The sequence below is a fragment of the Paenibacillus sp. FSL R5-0470 genome (assembly GCF_037975205.1).
GTDB lineage: Bacteria > Bacillota > Bacilli > Paenibacillales > Paenibacillaceae > Paenibacillus_AQ.
Map to the genome: position 1 here is coordinate 2,319,206 of NZ_CP150238.1, position 24,471 is coordinate 2,343,676.

At 45.1% G+C, this 24,471-nt stretch carries 26 protein-coding genes; 18 read left to right on the plus strand and 8 right to left on the minus strand.

The features are described from left to right. The first annotated feature begins 123 nt into the window (after positions 1-123). Together MKY99_RS09860 and MKY99_RS09865 are read left to right on the plus strand one after the other, a co-directional pair. Positions 124-3,213 (plus strand): PAS domain S-box protein, encoded by a 3,090-nt coding sequence (locus MKY99_RS09860; protein WP_339270209.1) that lies wholly within the window; start codon positions 124-126, stop codon positions 3,211-3,213. A 101-nt stretch (positions 3,214-3,314) separates the two neighbouring features. Then, the gene (locus MKY99_RS09865) at positions 3,315-3,710 is read left to right on the plus strand and encodes a NusG domain II-containing protein (protein WP_339270211.1); all 396 of its coding nucleotides are present in this window, start codon (positions 3,315-3,317) and stop codon (positions 3,708-3,710) included. Here MKY99_RS09865 and MKY99_RS09870 read toward each other — a convergent pair. The 3 genes from MKY99_RS09870 to MKY99_RS09880 are packed head-to-tail and all read right to left on the minus strand — an operon-like array spanning position 3,703 to position 6,641. Next, a complete protein-coding gene (locus MKY99_RS09870) occupies positions 3,703-4,578 on the minus strand; it encodes a TIGR03943 family protein (protein ID WP_339270213.1) in 876 nt (291 codons plus the stop codon). The genes MKY99_RS09865 and MKY99_RS09870 overlap by 8 nt on opposite strands. A 48-nt stretch (positions 4,579-4,626) precedes the next feature. Beyond that, positions 4,627-5,616, minus strand: a complete 990-nt coding sequence (locus MKY99_RS09875) for a permease (RefSeq protein WP_339270215.1) — start codon at positions 5,614-5,616, stop codon at positions 4,627-4,629. After that, entirely contained in the window at positions 5,613-6,641 is a 1,029-nt protein-coding gene (locus tag MKY99_RS09880; RefSeq protein ID WP_339270217.1) for a GTP-binding protein, read from the minus strand. Before MKY99_RS09880 ends, MKY99_RS09875 begins: the two co-directional genes overlap by 4 nt. A 199-nt stretch (positions 6,642-6,840) precedes the next feature. On the opposite strand from MKY99_RS09880, the gene rpmG reads away from it, so the two are divergent. The 5 genes from rpmG to MKY99_RS09905 all read left to right on the plus strand — a co-directional run bounded on the left by rpmG (position 6,841) and on the right by MKY99_RS09905 (position 10,229). After that, positions 6,841-6,990, plus strand: coding sequence for a 50S ribosomal protein L33 (gene rpmG, locus MKY99_RS09885; protein WP_060624410.1), 150 nt, complete (start codon positions 6,841-6,843; stop codon positions 6,988-6,990). Positions 6,991-7,040: 50 nt separating this feature from the next. Continuing rightward, positions 7,041-8,252 (plus strand): GTP-binding protein, encoded by a 1,212-nt coding sequence (locus MKY99_RS09890; RefSeq protein WP_339270220.1) that lies wholly within the window; start codon positions 7,041-7,043, stop codon positions 8,250-8,252. Between the two features lie 120 nt (positions 8,253-8,372). Beyond that, positions 8,373-8,798, plus strand: coding sequence for a DUF6157 family protein (locus tag MKY99_RS09895; RefSeq protein ID WP_081382746.1), 426 nt, complete (start codon positions 8,373-8,375; stop codon positions 8,796-8,798). A gap of 15 nt (positions 8,799-8,813) precedes the next feature. Beyond that, on the plus strand, positions 8,814-9,563 hold the full coding sequence (locus tag MKY99_RS09900) for a GNAT family N-acetyltransferase (RefSeq protein ID WP_339270222.1): 750 nt from the start codon (positions 8,814-8,816) through the stop codon (positions 9,561-9,563). Between the two features lie 21 nt (positions 9,564-9,584). Then, the gene (locus MKY99_RS09905; protein WP_339270224.1) at positions 9,585-10,229 is read left to right on the plus strand and encodes a class I SAM-dependent methyltransferase; all 645 of its coding nucleotides are present in this window, start codon (positions 9,585-9,587) and stop codon (positions 10,227-10,229) included. On the opposite strand, the gene MKY99_RS09910 is transcribed toward MKY99_RS09905, so the two are convergent. Both MKY99_RS09910 and MKY99_RS09915 read right to left on the minus strand, forming a co-directional pair. Continuing rightward, positions 10,211-11,014 (minus strand): MBL fold metallo-hydrolase, encoded by an 804-nt coding sequence (locus MKY99_RS09910; protein WP_042186783.1) that lies wholly within the window; start codon positions 11,012-11,014, stop codon positions 10,211-10,213. The two genes, MKY99_RS09905 and MKY99_RS09910, sit on opposite strands and share 19 nt — an antisense overlap. Before the next feature lie 147 nt (positions 11,015-11,161). Then, positions 11,162-11,746, minus strand: coding sequence for a helix-turn-helix transcriptional regulator (locus tag MKY99_RS09915; protein WP_076283191.1), 585 nt, complete (start codon positions 11,744-11,746; stop codon positions 11,162-11,164). A gap of 164 nt (positions 11,747-11,910) precedes the next feature. On the opposite strand from MKY99_RS09915, the gene MKY99_RS09920 reads away from it, so the two are divergent. From MKY99_RS09920 to MKY99_RS09960, 9 genes are all read left to right on the plus strand, one after another. Next, positions 11,911-12,198 (plus strand): Dabb family protein, encoded by a 288-nt coding sequence (locus tag MKY99_RS09920; protein ID WP_042126253.1) that lies wholly within the window; start codon positions 11,911-11,913, stop codon positions 12,196-12,198. A 210-nt stretch (positions 12,199-12,408) separates the two neighbouring features. Then, entirely contained in the window at positions 12,409-12,849 is a 441-nt protein-coding gene (locus MKY99_RS09925; RefSeq protein ID WP_339270228.1) for a HepT-like ribonuclease domain-containing protein, read from the plus strand. 59 nt (positions 12,850-12,908) lie between these two features. Further along, on the plus strand, positions 12,909-13,574 hold the full coding sequence (locus MKY99_RS09930) for a metalloregulator ArsR/SmtB family transcription factor (protein WP_042186789.1): 666 nt from the start codon (positions 12,909-12,911) through the stop codon (positions 13,572-13,574). 100 nt (positions 13,575-13,674) lie between these two features. Further along, a complete protein-coding gene (locus tag MKY99_RS09935; protein WP_339270230.1) occupies positions 13,675-14,127 on the plus strand; it encodes a YtxH domain-containing protein in 453 nt (150 codons plus the stop codon). A 254-nt stretch (positions 14,128-14,381) separates the two neighbouring features. Next, positions 14,382-15,188, plus strand: a complete 807-nt coding sequence (gene racE / locus MKY99_RS09940) for a glutamate racemase (protein ID WP_076283405.1) — start codon at positions 14,382-14,384, stop codon at positions 15,186-15,188. Between the two features lie 207 nt (positions 15,189-15,395). Then, a complete protein-coding gene (locus MKY99_RS09945; protein WP_339270232.1) occupies positions 15,396-16,604 on the plus strand; it encodes a M14 family metallopeptidase in 1,209 nt (402 codons plus the stop codon). Between the two features lie 110 nt (positions 16,605-16,714). Then, positions 16,715-16,966: a hypothetical protein gene (locus tag MKY99_RS09950; protein ID WP_076283188.1), complete on the plus strand. Its 252-nt coding sequence runs from the start codon at positions 16,715-16,717 to the stop codon at positions 16,964-16,966. Positions 16,967-17,092: 126 nt separating this feature from the next. Further along, a complete protein-coding gene (locus MKY99_RS09955) occupies positions 17,093-17,395 on the plus strand; it encodes a heme biosynthesis protein HemY (protein ID WP_042126263.1) in 303 nt (100 codons plus the stop codon). A 41-nt stretch (positions 17,396-17,436) separates the two neighbouring features. Further along, entirely contained in the window at positions 17,437-17,676 is a 240-nt protein-coding gene (locus tag MKY99_RS09960; protein WP_042126265.1) for a DUF1450 domain-containing protein, read from the plus strand. 86 nt (positions 17,677-17,762) lie between these two features. Here the strand turns inward: MKY99_RS09960 and MKY99_RS09965 are convergent, their stop codons facing one another. Both MKY99_RS09965 and MKY99_RS09970 read right to left on the minus strand, forming a co-directional pair. After that, a complete protein-coding gene (locus tag MKY99_RS09965) occupies positions 17,763-19,733 on the minus strand; it encodes an LTA synthase family protein (protein ID WP_339271581.1) in 1,971 nt (656 codons plus the stop codon). A 203-nt stretch (positions 19,734-19,936) separates the two neighbouring features. Next, on the minus strand, positions 19,937-21,076 hold the full coding sequence (locus MKY99_RS09970) for a class I SAM-dependent RNA methyltransferase (RefSeq protein WP_042186795.1): 1,140 nt from the start codon (positions 21,074-21,076) through the stop codon (positions 19,937-19,939). A gap of 180 nt (positions 21,077-21,256) precedes the next feature. On the opposite strand from MKY99_RS09970, the gene MKY99_RS09975 reads away from it, so the two are divergent. After that, positions 21,257-21,886 (plus strand): O-methyltransferase, encoded by a 630-nt coding sequence (locus MKY99_RS09975; protein ID WP_076283186.1) that lies wholly within the window; start codon positions 21,257-21,259, stop codon positions 21,884-21,886. Between the two features lie 7 nt (positions 21,887-21,893). Here MKY99_RS09975 and MKY99_RS09980 read toward each other — a convergent pair whose 3' ends face one another. Next, complete coding sequence (locus tag MKY99_RS09980; RefSeq protein ID WP_042126273.1) at positions 21,894-23,114, minus strand: MFS transporter; 1,221 nt, start codon at positions 23,112-23,114, stop codon at positions 21,894-21,896. A gap of 279 nt (positions 23,115-23,393) precedes the next feature. On the opposite strand from MKY99_RS09980, the gene hemE reads away from it, so the two are divergent. After that, entirely contained in the window at positions 23,394-24,455 is a 1,062-nt protein-coding gene (hemE, locus tag MKY99_RS09985; RefSeq protein WP_042186799.1) for a uroporphyrinogen decarboxylase, read from the plus strand. Positions 24,456-24,471: the final 16 nt, after the last annotated feature.

Below are 24,471 nucleotides of genomic sequence, written 5' to 3' on the forward strand. Positions count from 1 at the left end.
TTTTCACCGGCCTATCATTTAGGACTCAACTATCAAGCTTAATTACCGAAAAAAAGGTATACTGGAATAGATTACGAAATTGTAATAAAGTTTGTCCCCATACCAAAAGAGGAGGCTGCACAGGTGTCTGAATTTCTTTTTAAGCAACTATACTTACGGTCTTCTATAGGGGTTGCTGTAGTCTCTCCCAAGGAAGGGACCTTGATTCAATCCAATCCAGCACTTTGCCATATGCTTGGTTACTCTGAAGAAGAGCTTTTAAATATGGGCTATCTAGATCTTATTTATCCAGACGATGTAGCTGATGATGATCATTACGTTATCCTGAACAATCTCTTAGCAGATCCTGGGACCGCAATAGAGTTAGAAAGACGGTTCTTATGTAAGGGTGGCGAGATAATCTGGGTAGCTCAACATATATTTCTGATTCTTCAGGAGAACTCTAGTGAACCCCTTGTCTTGATCTCAGAACTTACGGATATCACAGACCGAAGGCTTGCGGAAGATAAGATTCAGGAAGATCAGCATTTATATAATTTGATCACACAAAATACGCCGGATATGATTTCTTTTGGCGGACCAGACGGTACACTGCACTACGTTTCTCCTTCAGTGGAGTTGTTGCTAGGATATCCTCCAGATGAAATGATCGGTACGAAAAGACCTGAGTATTATCACGCAGAAGATGCCCTTGAAATGACAAAACACGGAAAGCTCTATTCTGATACGGATGTGTATACACGCAGGGCCCGGCATAAAGACGGACATTATTTGTGGATTGAGAGCAGCTCACAGGTGGTACGCGATGATCAGGGGGAAATCAAGCAGATATTAACGATCGGCCGCGATATTACCCAGCGTAAGAAATATGAGGATATGCTGGCGCAAGCCCAATATCTTGCGAAAATGGGATCGTGGGAATGGGATGCGACGAAAACGCGGTTGACGGTTTCTAGAGAGATGCGTAACATTTTTGGCTTTTCGTTGGACGACAGCAATCATTCCTATTTTGATTACAAACGAGTGCTTTCCTGTATTGATCCAGATGATTTTACTAGACTTCAAAAGCTGGTTCACCAGTCTTTAGCGAATGGGACGAATGGCGAAGTTATGGTTAGAATTAAAAGTGCGGATGGAAAATTGAAGTTTCTGGATGCACACTGGGAAGTGACTAAAGATGAGGAAGGAAGAGTGCTACAGATCAGCGGGATTGCCCAGGATGTGACTGAACGACATCAAATGGAGGAACAGATGCGTGATAGTGAGCAGAATTACCGACTCCTGTCGGAAAATTCAATGGATTTCATTTCACGTAATACAGCGGACGGAGACCTCATCTATCTATATGCATCACCCATTTGCCAGACGATGTTCGGCTATACACCGGAAGAAATGTACGAAACGAGAGGTATTGATTACATACATCCTGAAGACAAGGAGAAAGTGGTGTCCTATCTTAGCAACTGTATGGAAGGGAAGAAGCTCGACCCTGTGACCTTTCGGTTTCTATGCAAAGATGGAACGTACATTTGGACGGAAACAACACTTCGCTATATTTACTCGGAGACCTTTGGAGGACGGGAGCTTGTGTGTGTAACCCGGGACATTGCGGAACGGGCGCGGCATTTTGAAGAAATAGAGAAGTTAAGTAACGAGCATGCTCTAATATTGAATTCGGTATCTGAAGGCATATTTGGTATGAATCTTGAAGGGGATACGATGTTCATCAATCCAGCGGCGATTACTATGCTAGGATACGATCCAACGGAATGGTTGAACAGCAAATTCCATACGATTCATCAGACTTGGCTGGATAATGAGCCATTCTTGGGCATTCAGAAGACGCTGATTCCCTCGCACTTCAATAATCGCTCTTTTGATGAGAAAGAGGGTGTGTTTTGGAGGCAAGATGGTTCCAGCTTTTTGGTCAGATATCACATGACTCCTCTTTTTGATGGAGAAGAGCGGATCGGGGCTGTAGTGGTTTTCCGAGATATCACAGAAGAGAAGGAGATTGTGCGAGCGAAGGAGTCTGCAGAGGAAGCGGATCGGGCGAAATCGGAGTTTCTAGCGATCATGAGCCATGAGCTGCGTACGCCTATGAACGGTATTATAGGAATGGCAGACTTGCTCTCAGGGACAGAGTTAAATGAAGAGCAGAGCTACTACACACAAATCATTACAAGTAGCGGAGAAGCATTGCTTCATATTTTGAATGAAGTGCTGGATTTCAGCAAAATTGAAGCAGGCATGATGACACTTGAACTGCAAATGGTGGACTTGCGTGAAGTGATACAGAACGTTAGTGAGCTATTCTATCCGAAGGTCAAAGAAAAAGGGTTGTTATTAACTATCAATATTGCACCTGATCTTCCATTTGTCATTGTGACGGATGAGGCAAGATTGCGCCAAATTCTCGTGAACTTAGTGGGAAATGCGGTGAAATTTACGGAGACAGGTGAAATTAGTATTTCTGCCAGCCTGGTAGCTTCTCAAAAGTCAGGAAATATTATCGTTAAATTCATGGTTAAAGATACGGGCTTGGGGATCCCGGTTGCCAGTCAAGGGTTATTGTTTCAATCGTTCTCGCAATTGCATCCTTCCATTAATCGAAAATATGGCGGAACAGGACTTGGACTGGCGATTAGCAAAAAGCTGGTGGAGCTGCTCGGAGGAGCGATTGGTGTGAGGAGCTGTGAGGAACATGGCTCAGAGTTCTTTTTCACCGTGGAGGTCTCTTTGCCAAAAGAGGAATGGAATCAGAAGGTTACGCTCCACCCTTCAGTGGATACAGACAAAAGCAATAAACCTAACGCCAGAGCATCTGATACGGGAGAATATGGACCGATGTCTATTCTCATCGCTGAAGATCATCCTGTGAATCAGCAACTGATGCTGGCTTATATGAAGAAGAGGGGATACTTCCCTGACATTGCATCAAATGGCGAGGAAGCAGTTCGAGCTGTGCTGTCCAAGGATTATGATCTCGTCTTTATGGATATTCAGATGCCTATTATGGATGGGATAGAAGCAACAGGAATCATACGTGAGAAGCTCGGGCTGTCTCCCATTATTATTGCGGCCACAGCTTTTGCCAGAAATGAAGATAAAGACATGTGCCTGAGTGCAGGAATGCAGGATTTCATCTCCAAGCCTATCTCCATAAAGGAGCTTGACAGGGTATTAAAAGATTGGTCTACTCGGATTCGTTAAGGATGAGGAGTGTCATTGACAAAAGGGCGTAAGATTAATATATTTGTAATCGTAATTATTACGAATATATTGTCAATGAAAGGATCCATACCTTGTTAAAGATGAAGCGTGGTGATTTTGTAATCATTTTTTTAGCTCTATTCGCAGCAGGTTTGATTTACGGAATCAAGTGGTGGGACACCCATAATGAACAGTATCAACAAGGCGATTTGAAAGCTATAATTACGGTTGATGGTAAGGAATACAAGACCGTTTCTTTGACTAAAGAAGAGCAAATTATAGATATTCAATCGAAGTTTGGTCACAATACCTTAAAGGTATTTGATTACGGGATCCAAATGACATATTCTGACGCTCCTTTGCGAATCGCTTTGGAAATGGGGTTTATTTCTAAGCCAAAGCAGCAAATCATCTGTATACCCGCCCGTATTATGGTTGAAGTATTTAACCCTAACCGATCTGTGAATGATGAGGATGAGCTGGACGCAATTATTTAGTAGGGTTGGCCGTATTCGTCAAAGCTTTCCATGCGGTTATGGAGTCAGCACTCGTGTAAATGTAGGGTGTTGTTGGTTGCGCGATAGGTGTAATTGCTTCTGCGCGTATTTGCATCATTTCTTGGCCTTTGTATTGCACAATTTGAAGCTTGCCCCGAACCTCTATCCAGGTATCAGTGGGCAAGCTTTTTAATTTGCCGGAATCAACCAACATCCCAAACGGAGTAGCATCGGCGGTACAGCACTGAACCAGAAATCTGCCAATGGCAAAAACATTCTCTGGCGTTTCACTGTCATCGCGGTATAGAAAACCGGAAACGGAAATTTCTTTGCCTTCAAATTGTTGTTTATACATGTCAATAGCGCCTAGTGTTTCAGAAAAAATATCAGAATACACAGGGATAGTAGGCTGCCCATATAAGATCTTAGCTAGCTCGGTTAGCTCCTCATGATAAGGATCAATCGATTCGAATCTAACAGCGTTGGTAGTCTCTGATGGTAAAGAGGAGAACGAAATCCCCTTTTTACTAGCGGCCATACTTCCCAAGGCACGATCAGGAAGAGCAAATCCAAGCAGTAGTGGAAAGAGGAATAATCCATAGAGCGCTGTGCTTTTAAATATGGAATGTGGAAGACGATGCTCGCAGTCACATAGTACGCTTCCCTTACCAAATAAGGCTTGAATGGCCAAGCTGAGCGCCATTAGTGTCAGAGGAATCGGACATAACTGAACCCAGCGTGCTAGCTTAGGCGCTACATAATAATGCAAAGCGTCCTGCTGCACTAAATGCCCAATATAGAGAGCAAAGGCGAGCAGAATGACCGCCCTTAACAAATAGTGAAATCGGATGCTTCGAGAGTCATTCATGCGCTTCCTCCTAACAATGGGGTAAGCATCTGCTTGCCACCTCTATGATTACAGCCATAAGGACATGAGTACGGCTCCGATAAATACGCTCGAAAAGATAAGAAAGAACAAATAAAGAGCGAATTTGGTCTTAAACAGCGAGAGTAACATCAATGAATTTTTGAAATCTAACATCGGCCCAAATACCATAAAAGCGAGCAGTGCTCCTGCTGGAAAAGAATGTACAAAGGTGGAAGCTACAAAGGCATCTGAGGTGGAACAGAGCGAAAGCACAAATGCCAGTCCCATCATGAAAAAATAAGACCCGAGCGGCTTATCTCCGATCGCAGCCAAACTGTCTTGAACCATAAACGTCTGAATGCCAGCGGTCAATAGGCAGCCAATGATTAAGTATTTTCCCATCTCGAAAAACTCATCCGAGGTATGCACGAAGACGGCGGCTAACTTTCCTCCACGAGAATTATTATGATGTGTGTTATCGGTTTCGCGCTGAACGCTAAGGCGTATCGGGGACTTTTTCACCGTTGCATAGATAATCAAGCCTATAATACAGGCGACTACAAAAGCTAGACCCATCCGGGCATAGGCCAGTTCTGAGTGGTTGCGAAATGCCGTCAGTGTTGCTCCATAGACGACTGGATTTAGGATGGGTCCGGATAAAATAAACACGATCGCCACGTAGACAGGCATCCCCTTATGGATTAGTCGGCGGACGAGAGGAATCATTCCACATTCGCATACTGGAAAAATAATTCCGAGCAGGCAAGCGAATAAAATGGCCGGAAGCGCCTGCCGTGGAATCCAGCGGGAGATCATTTCATCTGGGATAAAGACGCGAAGCAGCGAGGATAATAAAGCTCCTGCTAACACAAACGGCAAGGCTTCTAGCAAAATCCCGATAAAGCCGGTTTTGAACGTGTCGATGTACGCGTTGTCTAGTAGCTCCAGGTGATTTGGCACCCATATAAAACCAATGATAATCAGGAATGAGATCGGTAGAAGCAGCGGCAGTAGTTTTAAAGGGGAAAGGGTAGTCAAGGTTCGAATAAGGTGGACCACCGATCTGCCAGCAGTTCCTCATCTAAATTTATCCCGATGAATACCACATAAGGCATTCCGGGGTAACGTGATGCCTCCCAGCTTGTACGCATTCCCGCATATTGGACAAGTTGAACCGGTTCCTGTTCGGACAAAAGGATATGCCCTTTGGCACGGAGCAGGTTGTCACCCCATTCTTGAAAGAAAGCCTCTATCCGCTCTTTGGAAGGCATTACAGTCCCTGCTTGCGGGATGGTTAACGTGATGGCGGTCACTTGGGAAAAAGAAGCATGAGGCTCCTCTTGCCGTTCTTTTACAGCTGTAGCTCCCTGTTCTGAATTCATTTGCTTAAGTGTTGCGCCTTTAAAGGTTTGAGGTGCTCGTTGTGGCGCAGAAGCGATGATTTTACGTGGGATGATTCCTGATAATATCGGAGAAAGGTTGATCTCGCTGTAATGGGTATATACGATTTCAGCCTCTGAATTTTGCTTTCGGACTCCCTTTTCAATTCGCCATAAGGTTTCGGGTTCCACAAGATCGCTCTTATTAACGACAATGAGATCGGCGGTGGACAACTGCTTGCGAAGTGTTCGAACCAGTTGTTTGTCAGAGGAGAGTCTGCTGTTATATTCCAAGGCGTTTTCTGCATCCAATAAGGTAATCGTAAAATGCAATTCGACCTTTTCATGTAGAGCGGTTTCTTGAAGTGTTTTGGCGATTTCTTCTGGGTTCGCGACGCCAGTAAGCTCGATATAAATAGCATCGGGGCGCGCTCTCAGCAGTACAAGCAGGCTATCTGCCAGATCCTCTTTACGGCTACAGCATACGCATCCATCCAGCAGCTTAGTAACGGTTGTACCCGTATGCTCTTGCAGAATATACCCGTCTACATCTCTCTTACCCAACTCATTCATGACTACGCCAGGATTCAGACCTCTTACCTTGCTCTCCTTCAGCAGGGACAACAGCAGAGTTGTCTTCCCGCTCCCCAGAAACCCGCTCAAAATAATTACTGGTATCTTCATGATCTCCACTCCTGCCTGATTCTCTTGGAATTACAAGAATCATATTTTTATATTTCCATCTATACGTGATTTGTCCGCAAGAAAGACCACAAAATTAAGAGAGTTGGAATTTTTACAAGATCATAGTTGACAGATTGTGAATAAAACGTGTACGATATGTTAATCGTAATTATTACGATTTAAAAAAGGAGATGAAACGATGAGAGTGATCATTACTTTGGCATGTACGGAGACTGGGGATCGCAACTATACCACTACCAAGAATAAACGAAATCATCCGGGTCGTATGGAAATGAAGAAATATTGTCCACGTCTTAAAAAAGTTACATTACATCGCGAAACACGGTAAGAACCGTAGTATTAAAATTTTGAGCTTTAACAAATTTAGGAGTGTGGTTTATGAAAAAGATTCCCGTTACCGTACTAAGTGGATACTTAGGATCCGGAAAAACAACGCTGTTGAATCATGTTTTGCACAATCGTGACGGGCTCAAAGTAGCCGTTATTGTAAATGACATGAGTGAAGTGAATGTAGACGCCAATCTGGTGAAGTCTGGTAATGTACTTTCCAGAACGGAAGAGAAATTAGTTGAAATGTCCAATGGTTGTATCTGCTGTACACTCCGTGATGATTTGATTGTTGAAGTGCAAAAGCTGGCTGTAGAAGGGCGGTTTGATTACATCCTGATCGAATCATCTGGCATTAGCGAGCCTGTTCCGGTGGCACAGACTTTTACTTATGCGAACCCAGAACTGGATATTGATTTGACTTCACTCGCACAATTGGACACGATGGTGACCGTTGTGGATGCTGGCCGATTCTGGCATGACTTCTCTTCTGGTGATAGTCTGATCGATCGTAATCAAACGGCTGGTGAAGACGATTATCGCGATATTGTGGATTTGCTCATTGATCAGATCGAGACTTGTGATGTGTTATTGCTTAATAAGTGTGATCTGCTAGAAGAAGAAGAGCTTAACAAGCTTGAAGCTGTGCTTCGCAAACTTCAGCCGACAGCCAAGCTGATCCGTACGGTTAACGGAGTGGTAGATCCGAAGGAGATTCTTAATACTGGATTGTTTGATTTTGAAAAAACAAGCTTGTCCTCCGGTTGGATTACGGAGCTTAACAAGGAGACACATACGCCTGAGACGGAGGAATACGGAATATCTTCTTTTGTCTATCGCAGGAGAACACCCTTTCATCCGCAAAGGTTAAGTTTTTTCTTTAGTCATTGGCCGGAGGAAGTTGTCAGAGCGAAAGGGATTGTATGGGTTGCCGCAGAGGGTGATCTTGCAGCGAGTATCAGCCAGGCTGGACCCTCGATTCAGTTCGGACCTGCCGGCTACTGGCTAGCTACAATGCCTGAGGATCAGCAGCAGGAGGTATTGGAAAGCGAACCTGAAATGAAAGCCAAGTGGGACGAGCTGTGGGGCGATCGAATGAATGAAATCGTGTTTATCGGTGTTAGTATGGACTCAGCACAAATCGAAGCGAGATTGGATCGATGTTTGTTGACGAAAGATGAGTTGAAGCAGGATTGGACAACGTTTAATAATCCACTTCCGTGGCCTGTTGAAGAACTCCTTGCGGCAGTGGCTGAGGAATAGAAATTCAGATGGAAATCCGGAATCCAGGAGGTTGAGGTTCCGGATTTTTGCTGTGCAATTATAGTGACTATGAATTATCATAGAAGGAATATATTTCAATTAAAAATAGAGGTGATGCCCATGAGTTATACAAACACTTTCATACGTGTAGCAGAGGATTGTCCTGAGGAAACGGGAATCCCGCCGATGTCTTGCCGTACACTCCCGCCTGCGCATGTGATTCAATATGAGCTGCTTATTAATGAGCCTTACAAATACAATCATGAAGAGCTTCTGTTTGAGGTTCATGTACGCCATAAACAAATTCCGCTAGAAGATCGTGTGACCCGTAGGGAAGAAATATGGAAGGAGCTATTCTCTAGAAACCATCCATGCCTGCGAGCCTCTCTACTTCCGAAGCGATTCGGCTGGGGTGTACACTACAACCATGAGGGGAAAATAGCCATTTATGGTAAGGAGTCTCCCGAATATGACTATTATATTTCGTATGCTGATGAAGCAGTGAAGCTGCTGCCAGCGATGCGTAATAAGCGGGAACATGGCTAATAAGGAGGAGATAACTTGTATAAAGCAATTGAAGAAATCACACTTAATACTTGGCCAGCGGAGCAGAGTGTTCTCCTGAATGGCTGGGTTCTGCGCACAGCAGCTGGATATACGAAAAGAGCTAATTCGGTCAATCCGTTATACGGAGAAGGAAGCTCTCTTGCGGATCTTACAAACCAAATTAAGCTTGCTGAGCAGTACTATAAGGATGCTGGACTAAAGCCAGTATTTAAAATAACGCCGTATATCCAGCCTGCGAACCTGGATGAGGCGCTAGCAGAGCGTGGTTACACAGTTGTCGAGCCATCATCTGTAAGGATACTAGACCTGGAGGGATTAGCTGCTCCTGAACTTCGATTTCACGTACAGATTCAGGAGAACTTGACGGAAGAGTGGCTTAATGCCTTCACTGAGCTTGCTGAGCTGTCTGTTGTGAATCAGAGCACCTTAACTAGAATGTTATCCGCTTCTCTTTTTCAGCAGGGTTATATTCTTTTGTTTAATGACGGTGTTCCTACCGCTTGTGGTCTGGGCATTATTCAGAACGGATACATAGGTCTCTTTGATATTATCACTGCTACCGATCAGCGTAGACAAGGTATGGCGGAACAATTGCTCCTTGCATTGCTACACTGGGGAAAGACGCAGGGAGCAACAACCGCTTTTTTGCAGGTTGTACAAGCGAATGCTGGTGCTTCGGCTTTGTATGACAAGCTCGGATTTAAGGAGATATATCAATATTGGTATAGAGTGGTGGGCAATTAAAGCGAAGTGAGGCGATGATGAATGTCCGATTACTGGAACCGGCGGTTCGCTCAGGAAGGAATGGTCTGGGGAACTGATCCAAGCCTTACGGCTTTGGAGGCAAAGGAGCTCTTTCGTAAGCATAATGTGAAGTCTGTACTGGTGCCAGGAGCAGGTTATGGACGGAATACGAAGGTATTCTCCAGTGAATTTGAGACTACTGGTATTGAATTAAGCGGAGCCGCACTTACGATTGCGGCCGAGTGGGACTCCGCATGCTTTTTTATTTCCGGTTCCGTGTTAGACTGCAGTCTCGAGACAAAGGTTGATGCTATCTACTGCTATGACTTGTTACATCTATTTCTTATTGAGGATCGTCGTAGGTTGCTAACAAATTGTCTGGAACAGCTCCATCCCGGAGGTCTGCTTTATTTTACTTCTTTTTCAGATGAGGATCCGAATTACGGCTGTGGAGCATGTTTGGAACCTGCGACCTATGAATATAAAGCAGGAAAGTATGCTCATTTTTTTAGTGAAGCTGATTTAAAACAGCATTTTGAGCACACGGAAATTATAAAGACTGGTACCCATATGGAGATACTTAGAGATCCTCAGGGATCTGCCCATCAATACGTCCTAAGGTCTATATTAGCAAGGAAATCAAACGATCAAACGAACTTCCCTTGACCCGGCAACGCCATTTCCTTGAAATTCTTGCATAAATGAGCAAGCTGAGTAGATAATTTTTCACCCTCCATAGGCACCCCATGTCCAGAGAGAACGATATGAGGATCTAGCAACGCAAGTGTGCGGACCGACTTTTCCGCGTCTTCCCAGTCCGTCGTGAAATAAGAGGGTGGGCCGTGCACCACCTGATGCTGGGTAGCTACTGCGAATACGGACTCTTGTTTGACTGTAAGAAAGGTGTCACCAGCAATCAGTACCTTATCTTCTGGTCTGAATAGTGAAATATGTCCGGGACTATGTCCAGGTGTATGGATCCATTTCCAGCCCTTTGCTCCGGGGACGGTTCTGTCTTCGGGTAATGGATGTATAGCTGATCCAAGGTCGATACCATGATGTGAAAATAATGAGGACACCATACTCATCAGCCCGCCGCCTACGGCCGGATCGGCTGGAGGATAATCCGCTTTACCTGTTAGATAAGGAAGCTCTAGTGGGTGAGCATACACGGGTACATTCCATTCCTCAATAAGCTTTTTCACACCTCCGATATGGTCAAAATGCCCATGAGTCAGGATAATTGCCACCGGTGGCTTCTCATACTTCTCCTTAGCATAATCTATAATTCTGTTTGTGTAAGAGCTAAGTCCCGTATCTACAATGATCCAGTCCGAATTGGGCTGGCCGATGAATGCGCAATTTACGAACATGGTTCGTAGTCCGATGACACCGGGGGCCACGTCCCAAGTATCGGTGTAGCCTTCAGATAGTATTCCGTCAAGTCTCATCTTACGCCTCCTGTTCCGTTCTTTAGTACTGAACAATGTACCTAAACAGTAGTATGACCCTTTTTTAAGAAAAAAATATGGCAAAAAACCCTTCTCCTAATTAAGGAAGAAGGGCTGGCCTTGAACTTATTAAGCGATAGGATCACATTAGAGCGTTCCGCAGTCTGCAAATAGAATATGTCGTGGAATTCGGAAGAAGGTTTCGGCTTTTTCCTGCAGAGCAGGGGTAGGCAGATGGCTGCTGTGCAACCATTTTCGAAACGTCCCGGGATGAACACCTATCCAAATACTTACATCGGTTACGGAAAAATCGTAAACCATACAGAGGCCGGTTAGAATCACATTGCTGCGGGGCGAACTGGTAATACTTCTTTTCATAAATCGTGAAGGAGTTGGTTGACATACAATTGGACTCTGACGAATCAGTGCTTCATTGAACAAAATGTGGGGCGGGTACCCGAGTAGGCGGCAGGTCTTGTCAATGTTATTGTTGGAAGGGATACGACCTTCGTATACCCAGGCGCTTACGCTGCGAGAGGATATACCAAGATCTTCTGCGAGTCGTGAAAGTTTGATATCCTTAGCCATCAATACAGCAAGTAACACACGGTTTCTAATCTGGCTGCGCTTTGGACGGCGGAATCTTTTTACACGAACGCCTTGTCCAAGATATTTGCGGTTGATCAGAGACCACGCCTGGATATTATGAGTTTCTTGTTGGTTACTAGGCATAATTCCTCCGATTTTTTAAAAATATACTACAACACTTTCATATACATCGGCAATGGTTAATGCTGCTATTTCTGACATCACTTTTTAAGTTTCTTCCAGAACGCGTACGCTTATGATATATTTTTAATATCTAATTACAATATTACAACAGGGAGCGAGATAGAATGATCAAGCATATTGTGTTTTTTAAATTGAAGGACCGGTCCGAAGAAAGCGTTGCGGCAACGGTAGCCGTACTGCGAAATATGGAAGGTAAAATCCCGCAGCTCCTTTCGATTGAAGTGGGTGCTGATATCATTCATTCTGATCGATCCTTTGATATTGCTTTAGTTACGGTGGTAGCTTCTCTAGATGATTTACAGGCTTATCAGGTTCATCCGGCGCATAAGGAAGTTATAGCTCATATTAATGAAGTTAAAGAACTTTCAATTGCTGTGGATTACGTAATTTAAGCGATCTACTGATTAACAAGCATCATCATTTTATACCGGAAGCGGTGACAGGAATGCGTGAGCTCGAGTATCCGATGGAAGCGTTAACTTATTTGGTCGTTTTTCTTGCGGCATGTTTCATTATGTTCTTTTGGCTGAAACGCCGCGGCAAACGCGGTAAGTAGGGATAATGCAGATTTCTCTAACTATTTTTGACATGGGGGTATTGCTGTGTATTATGTCAACCGCAAACAAATCGAAACCATTCTTGCTCAAATCCCAGATATAACTACAGGTCTTCGGACTGTAACAGCTGCATGGGATGGCAATACTTTAACCGGACTAATACAAGAACGCTGCCTTCATCTGGCGATAGAGGTGGTTACGGACGTTGGTAGTTGTCTGATTGACGGTTTTATTATGCGTGATGCCGGAAGTTATGAGGATATCATTTCAATTATACATGAAGAAAAAGTACTAGGTAAAAGTGAGATCTACGAGCGATTGATAGAGCTTGTCGCACTTCGTAAGCCGCTCGTGCAGGATTATTTTGCCTGGGAAAGAGAAGCACTACACCCGCTCACACCAATCCTTTCAGAGGTGCTAGAGAAGTTTGCTGTTGAAGTAGGGAATTATTTGGATCAGGAACTTGGGTCCGGTGTAACGCTATAATAGCATAAGATAGAATCATATAAAATAGGCGGTAGCCGTGAAAGAGAGGGGGTTCCTTTATGATGAAGATGGGGCAGGAAAATGGATCGACAAGGCACTTGATTATGACGCTCCTGAAGACGAAAGGACCACTGACCATCGGCGCGCTGGCAGAAGAATTGGGAATTACAGAGATGGGTGTCCGCCGTCATGTGCTTCAGCTGGAGCAGGAGGGACTTGCTAAGACAAAAGTGGTTCGGCAAGCGATGGGGCGGCCTTTACATATGTATTCTTTAACGGAGAAGTCCGAAGAGTATTTTCCAAAAAGCTATCATAACCTGGCTTTGGAGCTTTTGCGTGAATTGGATTATGGCAGTGGATTGGAAGCTGTTAATACATTGTTTGAGGGACGCCGTCGCCGGATGCTCACCCAGTATGCACCGATGATGGAACGCCGGAATTTGGAAGAGCGAGTAGCTGAGTTATCGTCGATCCAAAACGCTGGTGGATATATGGCGGAGTGGAACCGAGAAGAGGATGGTTCGTATGTCATAAAAGAATACAACTGCCCGATTCGCCAGGTGGCTACTCAGTATCGTAAAGCTTGTCAATGCGAGCATAGCCTATTTGAGGAATTGCTGGATGCTAAGGTTACACGAAGTGAATGTATGGCAGAAGGCGGACAATGCTGCCGATACGCAATTGCACCCAAAAATGTAACAGACAAAACTTCTGAAAAGTCGTAATAATTAGTCACAAGACAAACTCCTGCTGCTTATGATATAGCAGATATAGGCATTAGCCCGGTAGAGCGGGGAGCAATGAATTTAAAGGAGAGATGAAACGATGAAAAAGGACACAAAAGGTTTGTTATGGGGAGCTTTAGTCGGAAGTGTGGTTGGATCAGTGACAGCACTTCTGTTCGCGCCTAAGCCAGGTAAAGAGCTGCGCAAGGATATTGCGGAAGGAACAGCTGCTGGCATTGAAAAGGTACAGGGAATTGCCGTGCAGGCTGGAGACAAGAGCGTTGAGCTGTATGACAAAGCTAAGGATTCTATAGGTCATGTAGTCCATGAGGTTCGCGAATGGAGCAAATCATGTTCGAATGCTGTAGAAGAAGATACTGCTACTGTAGCAGTAAGTGGAACTGTTACGGAAGAAACGATTCAAGAGGCAGCGGCCACTTTGGAAGAGGTAACGGAGTTAGAGGTATCGCCTGTAAATGAAGAAGTAAGCAGTGAAGAAGCCAGTCTTGAAGAAGCTCAGCCAGATGACAAGGATAATAACGAAATCGCATAATGAAACAGTGGATGGAGTGTTTGGTTTTACGGTCAAAAAGTACTTATTCTCTTTTAATAGAGCCGCTTTTTCGCATTGGGCGGAAGGTGGCTTTTTTATTTCATTCTTATAGACCTGTTAAATGATGGCAAAAGTCTTGGCTTGAACTAAGAGTCCAAAAGGAGTAATATCTGCAATTGGGGCTGAAAGTCAGGTACATTTTGTTTTCGGCTTACATAAGCTACACAAAACAAGTAGAAGGAAGCGGTGTGTTCGTGCAGCAAGCTATTGCAATATTAGACTCAGGTGTGGGAGGGCTAACAGTTGTCAAAGAAGTGATGAGGCAGCTCCCGCGGGAGAAAATCATTTATTTCGGAGATACGGCCCGAGCTCCGTACGGACCCCGTTCGACCGAGGAAGTAACACTGTTTACAGAACAAATTGTAGATTATTTGATCCAGTTTAATCCTAAAATGATTGTTATCGCTTGTAATACCGCAACAGCAGCGGCACTCGATTATATCTCAGCCAAGGTCTCTATCCCTGTTATTGGGGTGATTCATCCCGGAGCCCGTGCTGCAATTAGCGCGACCAAAAGCGGACATGTCGGCGTGATCGGTACAATAGGAACCATCGGCAGCGGGGCTTATACTAACGCACTAAAGCAGCTGTCTCCTTTTGTTGAGGTTGTAAGTCAAGCCTGCCCAGCACTTGTCCCACTCGTTGAGCAAGGCATGTTCCGCTCTGAGATAAGTTATGAAATTGTAGAGCAGGCATTGGAAGGCATTAAAGATAATAACATCGATACTTTAATTTTAGGATGCACTCATTATCCATTTCTTGTTGAGCCTATTGGAGAGACCATGGGACCGGGAGTCAAACTGATCAGTTCCGCAGATGAGACAGCTCGTGAGATCAGCACGATTTTATACGATAAAGGCAAGCTGTCCATCGGGGATGAAAGTCCAATTCATCAGTTCTTCTGCAGTGGTGATGCTGAAATGTTTCAGCGAATTGCCCGAGACTGGCTTGGAGAACAAATTAAACGTACCCCAGTAGTATGGCAAGTATCCACGTTATAAGCAGAGCAATGTTGAATTGAATAGGGACAAACTCTACGGAGTGTAAGATAAAATAGGCTGGGAAGCATAATTCCCAGCCTATTTTCTTGTGATTCATTTCTCCTTCATGCAGGGTAGTGGCTCTTGCATACAATAGAATTAAGTGCTGTTTGCTGCTATTTTTGTATCCACCGTATCAGCAATTTAAGGCCGAGAGGATGAGACCTAATGCGACAATATATTGCAAGCAGGGGAGATACCGTAAGCCGAATTGCCGCCCTGCATGGATTAACCCCTGAGCATGTCATTCAAGGCAATCCATGGGTTGGGAGACAGTCTTATTTATATCCGGGTCAGGTTTTATTCCTACCGTCTTCGCCGCGTAAAAGGTATGCGGTGCAGGAAGGGGACGATCTTGAACGCATAACCTCATTATTCAATGTGAGTTTAGATGATTTGGAGAAGCTTAATCCAGGTGTGTCCTCAGGGCGCTTCTGTACACCGGGAAAAGTCCTCGTCATTCCGCCTCCGATTCCAGAGCGAGTGGTATTCTTACGTGGAGAGTACGGTCCGGTTGATGTTGAGAACGACATCAGCAGCCTGATTGCACAATATCCTTTTATACAAGCACATTCAATTGGCAACAGTGTGCTCGGCAAGCCAATTCCTGTGCTTAAAATAGGCAATGGAACCCGCCATTTGCATGTTAATGCGGCTCTACATGCTAATGAATGGCTGACCTCGCCTTGCCTGATGTCGTTCATAGAAGAGTATGCAGCAGCTTATGCTAAAGGTTTGGCATGGAATGGTCATCGTCCAGAGGAATGGTACAATAATTGGACCCTATGGGCTGTACCCATGGCTAACCCTGACGGCGTGGAGTTAGTGCAGGAGGGCGTTTTACCAGGCCACCCTTATTATGAGGACCTTATGAAATGGAACGGGGGACGGCGGAGTTTTCGCCATTGGAAGGCCAATATACGCGGTGTGGATCTCGGGGATCAGTTCCCTGCTCATTGGGAAGAGGAACGGGAACGCCGTGGTGTAATCCTGCCCTCTCCGCGTGATTACAGTGGTCCTGAGGCGCTAAGTGAACCTGAGGCAGCCGCTCTAGCGGTACTTGCTGAGAACGCGCCCGGAGAAGCTGCAGTGTCTTTGCATAGCCAAGGGGGAGAGATCTACTGGAATTACCGGGGATATGAACCTCCCGAAAGCCGCGAATTAGCAACACGGTTGGCCGCTGCGAGCAGCTATCGTGCAGTCGAATTAACTGGCAGCGATGCCGGGTATAAGGATTGGTTCATCCAGACCTTTCGTAAACCAGGATTTACAGTAGAGCTGGGGATTGGTAAAAATCCGTTGCCATTGGCAGATTTTGAGGATATGGCGCTAGAAACGGGTCTAATTTTGGGAACGATACTATCCAATGTGAAATAATTATGAAACAATTACAGTAAACTTGCGTAACATAAACCATAGGGTATGGCCGCTGTCGTCACTACACGTTATCCGCGGCTGTATCCTTTTTACTTGGGAGGAGGGTCACTATGAAACTGAAAAAACTGCTGTCACTGAAACAATGGTCTACTATCTTCAGTAGTTCCTGGCGATATGTGATCTCCCCTAAAGTCGCAATAGGGGACAAGCTTTTATTCACAATCCCAGTACTGCTCTATTGGGTGTTGCCGGATTTTATGCCTTTTTTACCGATCGATGATATTGGTGTGACGATGCTTCTTATGGGCTGGTTCGTGTCACGGATGGGACGGAAATACCCGGCACTTCAGGCCGGAAAATGAGGCAGTGAAGTGAGGATCTACCTCGGATTGTGTATCTAATTTGTTAATATAGTTGCTTTTAGATATCATTTACCTTTAAAATAGGTAATTGAGTATTTAATTTAAGTACTAGGAGATGGATGATAGATGAAGGTCAAAATTACCCGCAATGCGGCTAAAGTGATAAAGAAACAAATGGAACTTGAAGGAAACAGCGAGTTGAAGCTTCGCGTAGCGATTACGCATGCTCACGGTGATCATGCTCACTACGGACTGGATTTGGACACGCCTAATGAGAATGATGTTGTAGTCTCGACAGATAAAGAAATCGATGTTATTCTTGATCCGAATCAACCGCTCCTTGATGGTGTGGTCGTTGATTATTTATATCTTCCTGAAGAAGGTTTTGTTATTACTAATCCGTCTAAAGGTAATCACGGCGATCACTAAACGTTTCGCCTTAAATTTGGGACATAAAGAAGGGTTGCTCCATGGCTAACGATATACAAGTGTGCGATGAATGTAATTTTATGAAATTGAAGAGTATCATACCCAAACTGCAAAAGATGGCGCCTGATGCAGAGATCAAGGTCGGCTGTAAGTCGTACTGTGGTCCATGTGGCAAACGGGCCTTTGTATATGTTAATGGTCGTTATGTGAGTGCTCCAACAGAGGAAGAAGTGTTGAAGAAGGTAGAAGCTTTTATCAAGCAACCGGCCGTTCAGAAATAATGCAGAGGTCTTATCCATCAAGTTTAAAAGCCCTAAACCCGTGTTGATGACGGAGTTTAGGGCTTTTTTTTTATAAAATGAAATTTTTATGGTGCAGATTCTTCCTTTCGGAGCATCTTGATGCCATCGTATTTCATGATATCGTCTGAGATTTGCAGTCGTTGCTTACTTGTCTCGAACCCGGTGCTGCACCCCGCAACGTCAATGGCTTCGCGGCTGTCGAGGCTATAACAGGTGCCACTGTTGAATTGTCCATTTTCACTTGGAAGATAGGAGCGCTTCGCATCGGCAAAGGCACCGGTTCGCAGTGTCACAAGTCGCTCTTTGCCACTGAACAGATTATTACCCATGAGATAATAAGGATCTTGTGAGATCCCAAGCAGATGGAGTAAGGAAGGTGTGAGATCCAATTGACCAGCCGGATTAGAATCAATCACCGAGGTGTTATTACCCGGCAGATGAATGAGTAATGGAACTTGATGCATGATTTGATGCATGTCGAGCTTATTTAAGCTTTTACCAAGAAATTGTTCGTAATAAGAGGTTTCTTGGATCGAGTTATCATGATCTCCATAAAAGGCAAGGATCGTGTTATCCCACAACCCACGCTGCTTCATATCACTCACCAATTCACCTAGAGCTTCATCTGTATAATGAACAGCCTGCAAATAATCTCCGAAGATGGTACCTTTAAACTCCCCGGTATCAAGCCCTTGCTTAGCCGTAGGGAGAGAATATGGGTGATGACTAGATAGTGTAGTCAAAAAAGAGTAAAAGGGCTTCTGGATCGATTCTACAGAATCCATAATATTTAGGGACTGCCGCAGGAAAGATTTATCTCCCAATGACCAGCCTAGGGGCTCGTCGATCTTAAAGTCTTTTTTGCTATAAAAATGGTCATACCCCATCGCCTTATACATAATCTGCCGATTCCAGAAGCTTCCTTCATACGCATGGAAGGCATTGGTGCTATAGCCCTTGGACTTCAAAATGGCAGGTAACGTGTCAAATTGATGATCCGGGTAACGGACAAATACTGAGCCGGAGACCAGCGGATACAGTGAACCATTCGAGGCGAAATCCGCATCGGAGGTTCGTCCTTGTGAGGTCTGATGATAGTAATTACTGAAGTAGGTATTCTCTTTGATTAGAGCGTTCAAATTAGGTGTGACCTCTTGTCCATTGATCGATCGTCCCACTACAAAATTCATAAAAGCTTCGGCCTGAATAACAACGATGTTGCTTCCGCTGTATTTTCCAAAGCTGTCGTTAAGAACACTTTGCTCAGCATTGTGTTCATTGAACCAGAGCTTCATGGAGCTGGCTTCCTTTTGTGAAAGCTCAGGCTGCGGGCCTAAATGATCTTTGGCATACAAGTAAATATCATAACCGTGAAATCCAATGAGTCCAGTAACGTTATACATCGCCAAGCTCCACCAGTTACCAGTGAATAAACCCTTGGCCCACGTAGTGGCGTAAGAGTGGATAGGGCCAAAGGTCAGAATACAGCCTAATACCAATGCAACGACCCCGTTAACGCTCCGTCTTAGTCCTCTCATTAAGCGTGAAGAGGGACGAAAATGACTTGTGCGAGCATAATAGGAAGGCTGTCCATTATTATAGGCAGGCGTGTTCCGACGGAATAACACTACCCAAATGGTGTAAACCAGAAATATCAGCCAATCCGCGAACAAGTAGAGATCAGAGGGACGGAGTAGTGCAAAGATACTTCCGCCAAGTGCATCCATCTGTCCGGCTTGAAAAAGAACGGGAACGGTGATGAAATCCTGAAAGTAGCGATAGTAGACGATATCAGAATAAATAAGTAATGTCAGGAGCACGTTTATGATTATCAGGGCTATGGTTTGTCCACGTCGGGGGAGCCATAACACCCAAAAGGATAAGAGCATAACTGAACCGAGAGCAATGAGCTTGTCGAGACGGTTCATATCAATATTAGGGGCATGCAGGCCGCTGTGAAGAAACATTAGCTTAGCGAGCATAAGGACAAGAAAAAGGATGTAACCAATATAACGGGAGCGGACAATAGTGATCATTCTATCCGTTATGGATGAGCTGCTCCTACTAAATGGATCTCGTGACACGTTAAAGCCTCCTAGCGCAGAAGTTGAGTATGTAAGAAGAAACGGACACCGTCCTCAATCGAGGTAGATGTCCGTTCTTATATTTCCCGCATAAACGCTTACCGTCCTTTTAAGGACGCCGAAGCCGTTCATGCTTGGCGTAATTGTCTTCCGAATTATTTCGGATTTCTAGGTGGAAGTGGACCCAAGTATTGATAATATTGACACTCAATACGTCCGTTATACAACTTGCGACGTTTGTCCGCTTTACGTCCGTAATATTGTTCGAATTCCTTATAAGGACTAATTGCAAAGAATGACCAAGTCGGTAGATACAGCATCATTTCACCAAACTGGCGAGTCAGCTTCTCCACCTCTTTATCATTACTGATCCGTTCACCATATGGCGGGTTGGTAATGATACAGCCGTATTCGCCTTGGGGTCTTGCTTTGGCGGCAGCCATCACGGTGAAGGTTATTTCTCCGGACAGGCCGGCGCTTTTAGCAGCGGCTTCAGCAATTTCTATAGCAGCAGGATCTATATCCGTGCCGGTTAGCTGCAATGGATAATCGTCTCGTACGGCATCGAAAGCTTCTTCGCGAGCTTCTTCCCACAGATGCTTAGGAATGACTGGCCAATGTTCTGAAGGGAAGGAACGCCGTAGTCCCGGTGCGATATTCCAAGCGATCATCGCGGCTTCTATCAACAATGTTCCCGAACCACAACATGGATCATATAGCGGACGGTGGCCATTCCAGCGGCTAAGCTGGATTAAAGCGGCTGCCATCGTTTCCTTCAGTGGCGCTTCTGTAGCCTGTCTGCGGTATCCGCGTTTGTGAAGAGCAGGTCCGGTGGTGTCTAGCGTAATAAGCGCGATATCGTTTAACAGAATCACTTCGATCACATATCGAGGTCCGTTCTCTGGGAACCAGTCCGTATGATAGGAGAGCTTCAGCTTCTCGACGATAGCTTTTTTGACAATCCCTTGGGAAGCGGGTACACTCGTTAGTTGTGATTTATGGGATCGTCCTTCAACAGGAAATTCTCCATTCTCGGGAATCCAGTCTTCCCAAGGCAGCGCTTTAACACCCTCAAATAACTCATCGAAGGTTTTAGCGGGGAATTGACCCATTTTTACTAATACGCGGTCGGATGTACGCAGCCATAAATTACAGCGACAGATGTCGATATAATCACCACTGAACAATACACGACCGTTCTCGACCGTGGTCTCATAACCCAGTTCGTTTAATTCGCGCGCTACTACAGCTTCTAATCCCATAGGGGCAGTAGCGATTAATTGTAATTTGCTCAAATACTCTCAACTCCGTTTAACTTGTAGATAAATACAAAAAGCCAGTACAATAAGAAAAGCATCCATACAAGTATAGGGGAATGCGGGACACTTCACAATGCCCGACATTCCATAAACCATAAAATCTTCCCCGTCATCCCTTCATTCGAGAAAACGGGGGATCATCAAAGGAGAATCTTTATGCTTACCCAAGAAGAATACAGTGAACAACTTTATACCGAGGACGAAATCCTACTTCAGGTAAAAGAAGCTATCGTCCAAGCGGGTATGCCGGAGGTGTCTGTCGAGCCGGGGTACGGAAGACTGCTCACTATGCTTGTTAGACTGTCTCGCTCCACGCGTATTTTGGAGATTGGCGCACTTGGCGGCTACAGCGGGATTTGCTTATCTCGCGGCTTCACTGAAGGTGGCACGCTGACTTCGCTAGAGCTGAGGGCCGATTATGCCGAGCTTGCTCGCCGTAATTTAGAACTGGCCGGATTCGGCGATTCTACGGAATATAGAATCGGTCCTGCAATGGACAGCCTGAAGGCACTTGAAGCAGAGGGTGCTAAGTTCGATTTCTTCTTTATCGACGCAGACAAGATTAACTATACCAATTACTTGGAATATGCCATCAAGATGGCTAATCCAGGCGCGATTATTGCTGGTGATAATATCTTTCTCCGCGGACGGACGCTAAATACAGATCGAAATGGACCTGCCATTCTGGCTGTACGGCATTTCAATGAAATGATCGCCACCGATGACCGTCTGATCAGCACTTGTCTGCCAGCCTATGATGGACTGGCGTTGGCAATGGTGAAATAGCAGAAGATTAGCGAAATAGCCGTGGCGGAGTAGCTTTGTATAGCTTAACCCGGACCCATACGGTGTTTAACAGCAACAAGCTTCCGGAGATGATAAACAGTCCCTCAATACCAATATAACCAGATAGAAAGCCGCCTATGATAGCTCCCAGCATATTGCCCAGTGACAATGTGCTGCCGTTGAAGCCGAATGCGCGGCTTTCTTTCCCGTCAGGGGTATATGACCGGATAAGCGCATTAACGCTGGGCAATAGGCCGCCCATAAAAATTCCCATGAGAAAACGGACAATAATTAGCTGCCACACGCTAGTAACGAATGCTTGCGGAATCAGGAATAGCGAAGCCCCGATTAACGCGTAGGTCAGAATGCGGTGTGCGCCGACTTTATCACTCAGCTTGCCGAGCAAGGGGGAAGCTAGCATGTTGGAGATCCCTGTAACTGCGCTGACCATTCCGGCTAAAAAGGCTATATTCTCAGCAGGCCCATTTAACTTTTCAACATAAAGTGGCAGCAAGGCCATGGGGCTGATCATTGCAAATTGCAGCAAAAAGGTTACACCAAACAGCGCTGGGAGCTGAGGGATCTTGATCAATTCCTTCAAGCCCTCCATGACTGACACCTGTGGCTCTTGTGCCGCTTCTGCACGATCGAATTTCTCTTTAACGAGAAACAGTGCCAGCAGAGAGGCGATGAAGAGCAAGGCGCCAACGACATAAAAGATCGGACGAAATCCGATTAAATCAGCAAGAAAACCACCAATAAGTGGTCCAAGAATGGTACCTGCAACAGAACCCGACTGCATCAGCCCCATCGAAAATCCCATACGTGCTTTCGGAGTAGTACCCGAAACGAGTGCGATGGAAGCGGGATTGAAGCCGGAGATTGTACCGTTTAGCAGTCGCAGTAAAAGCAGCTGCATAGGGGATTGTGCGAAGCCCATCAACACCATAACGATAGCCATGCCAAAGCTGGAGCGCAGGAGCATGATTTTACGTCCATATTTGTCAGCAAGTTTTCCCCATAGTGGCTGGAAAATGAAAGAAGTTAAAAAGTTTGCGGCAAAAATAAGGCCCGCCCAAATTCCAATTTCATGCTCACCCTGAACTCCAAGATCCTTAGCAAGATACAAGGTCAGGAACGGTGTAATCATCGTCATTCCGGCATTTACCAAGAATTGTCCGAACCAAAGCACTAAGAGGTTGACCTTCCATGTCTCCCATTTCTTCAAAGTGCTTTCACTTCCTTTCAAAGAATTTCAGAAAATACATGATTCACAGAAAAATAGACATTTTATCAGTATATCATTTTTTTAGCTTCAAAAGTGCAATACATGTCATAGTAATGTCATAGGATTGTCATTCCGCGATCTTCGTTTTGCTTGTTACAACCTTTTAAAAAGGGCATAATAGTAAGTATGCCGATCAAGCATAAACGCCATCGGCGTCCTTATTAGGACGGTAAGCGTTTATTTTAAAAAATCTTATAAAATATAAATGGAGATCTTATCATGACCTACAACGACACTTTTATCCGCGCCTGCAGAAAGCAGGATACGGAGCACGTTCCCGTATGGTACATGCGGCAGGCCGGCCGTTATGATCCCGAGTACCGTAAAATCAAGGAAAAGTACTCATTGCTTGAAATCTGCAAACAGCCTGAGTTGGCGGCTGAAGTAACCTTGATGCCTGTGCGTAAGCTAGGTGTGGACGCGGCCATTTTGTATTCAGACATTATGAATCCGGTCGCTTCTATCGGTGTGAAATTTGATATCGTCAAAGATATTGGCCCTGTGATCGAGAATCCGATTCGCTCTGCAGCAGATGTCGAGAGACTGAAGCCCATTGATGTTGAAGGCGATCTCGGACATATTTTGGAGACGATTGCTATTCTGGATAAGGAGCTGGACGTGCCCTTGATTACTTTCGCAGGCGCACCGTTTACAATTGCCAGCTATCTGATCGAAGGCAGACCTTCCAAAGGATATATTCGGACTAAAGAGCTAATGTACAGTGAACCCCGTGTCTGGGAAATGCTGATGGACAAGCTCGGCGATATGATTATCGCTTACCTCCGCAGTCACGTGCGTAGTGGTGGAAAAGCGTTTCAATTGTTCGACAGCTGGGTCGGTGCCCTTGCGCCACGCGATTTTGAAAAGTATGTGTTACCGACGGTTTCTCGTATTTTTTCCGAATTATCCGATCTTGATGTACCGAAAATATACTTTCCTGGCGTAAGCTCTGGCGAATTGCTACCGAGTCTTACGAAGCTTCAAGCGGATGTAATCGGGGTGGACTGGCGTGTGAGCTTGTCCGAAGGTCGACGGAGAACAGGTGGGAAGTTTGCAATTCAAGGAAACCTGGACCCGTATTTACTTACAGCGCCGATGGACGTCTTGAAGGAGCACGCGAAAGCGTTAATTGATGAAGGGGTACAAGAGCCAGGATATATCTTCAATCTGGGTCATGGTTTATTCCCGGAGGCTTCTTTAGAGAAGCTTAGAGAATTAACGGAATATATTCACGAATATTCACAGGAAGTATTGAAAGAATCAGCCAAACTGCGTTCTTAAAAATAGCCTATTAAAT

Excerpts from the sequence above, each read along its gene's own strand:
- MKY99_RS09975 (WP_076283186.1), top strand. The coding sequence starts at position 21,257 with ATGCTTACCCAAGAAGAATACAGTGAACAACTTTATACCGAGGACGAA.
- MKY99_RS09960 (WP_042126265.1), top strand. The coding sequence starts at position 17,437 with ATGGCTAACGATATACAAGTGTGCGATGAATGTAATTTTATGAAATTG.
- MKY99_RS09865 (WP_339270211.1), top strand. The coding sequence starts at position 3,315 with ATGAAGCGTGGTGATTTTGTAATCATTTTTTTAGCTCTATTCGCAGCA.
- MKY99_RS09930 (WP_042186789.1), top strand. The coding sequence starts at position 12,909 with ATGATGAAGATGGGGCAGGAAAATGGATCGACAAGGCACTTGATTATG.
- hemE (WP_042186799.1), top strand. The coding sequence starts at position 23,394 with ATGACCTACAACGACACTTTTATCCGCGCCTGCAGAAAGCAGGATACG.
- MKY99_RS09880 (WP_339270217.1), bottom strand. The coding sequence starts at position 6,641 with ATGAAGATACCAGTAATTATTTTGAGCGGGTTTCTGGGGAGCGGGAAG.
- MKY99_RS09890 (WP_339270220.1), top strand. The coding sequence starts at position 7,041 with ATGAAAAAGATTCCCGTTACCGTACTAAGTGGATACTTAGGATCCGGA.
- MKY99_RS09895 (WP_081382746.1), top strand. The coding sequence starts at position 8,373 with ATGAGTTATACAAACACTTTCATACGTGTAGCAGAGGATTGTCCTGAG.
- MKY99_RS09935 (WP_339270230.1), top strand. The coding sequence starts at position 13,675 with ATGAAAAAGGACACAAAAGGTTTGTTATGGGGAGCTTTAGTCGGAAGT.
- MKY99_RS09950 (WP_076283188.1), top strand. The coding sequence starts at position 16,715 with ATGAAACTGAAAAAACTGCTGTCACTGAAACAATGGTCTACTATCTTC.
- MKY99_RS09945 (WP_339270232.1), top strand. The coding sequence starts at position 15,396 with ATGCGACAATATATTGCAAGCAGGGGAGATACCGTAAGCCGAATTGCC.
- MKY99_RS09915 (WP_076283191.1), bottom strand. The coding sequence starts at position 11,746 with ATGCCTAGTAACCAACAAGAAACTCATAATATCCAGGCGTGGTCTCTG.
- MKY99_RS09870 (WP_339270213.1), bottom strand. The coding sequence starts at position 4,578 with ATGAATGACTCTCGAAGCATCCGATTTCACTATTTGTTAAGGGCGGTC.
- MKY99_RS09910 (WP_042186783.1), bottom strand. The coding sequence starts at position 11,014 with ATGAGACTTGACGGAATACTATCTGAAGGCTACACCGATACTTGGGAC.
- MKY99_RS09920 (WP_042126253.1), top strand. The coding sequence starts at position 11,911 with ATGATCAAGCATATTGTGTTTTTTAAATTGAAGGACCGGTCCGAAGAA.
- rpmG (WP_060624410.1), top strand. The coding sequence starts at position 6,841 with ATGAGAGTGATCATTACTTTGGCATGTACGGAGACTGGGGATCGCAAC.
- MKY99_RS09965 (WP_339271581.1), bottom strand. The coding sequence starts at position 19,733 with ATGATCACTATTGTCCGCTCCCGTTATATTGGTTACATCCTTTTTCTT.
- MKY99_RS09955 (WP_042126263.1), top strand. The coding sequence starts at position 17,093 with ATGAAGGTCAAAATTACCCGCAATGCGGCTAAAGTGATAAAGAAACAA.
- MKY99_RS09905 (WP_339270224.1), top strand. The coding sequence starts at position 9,585 with ATGTCCGATTACTGGAACCGGCGGTTCGCTCAGGAAGGAATGGTCTGG.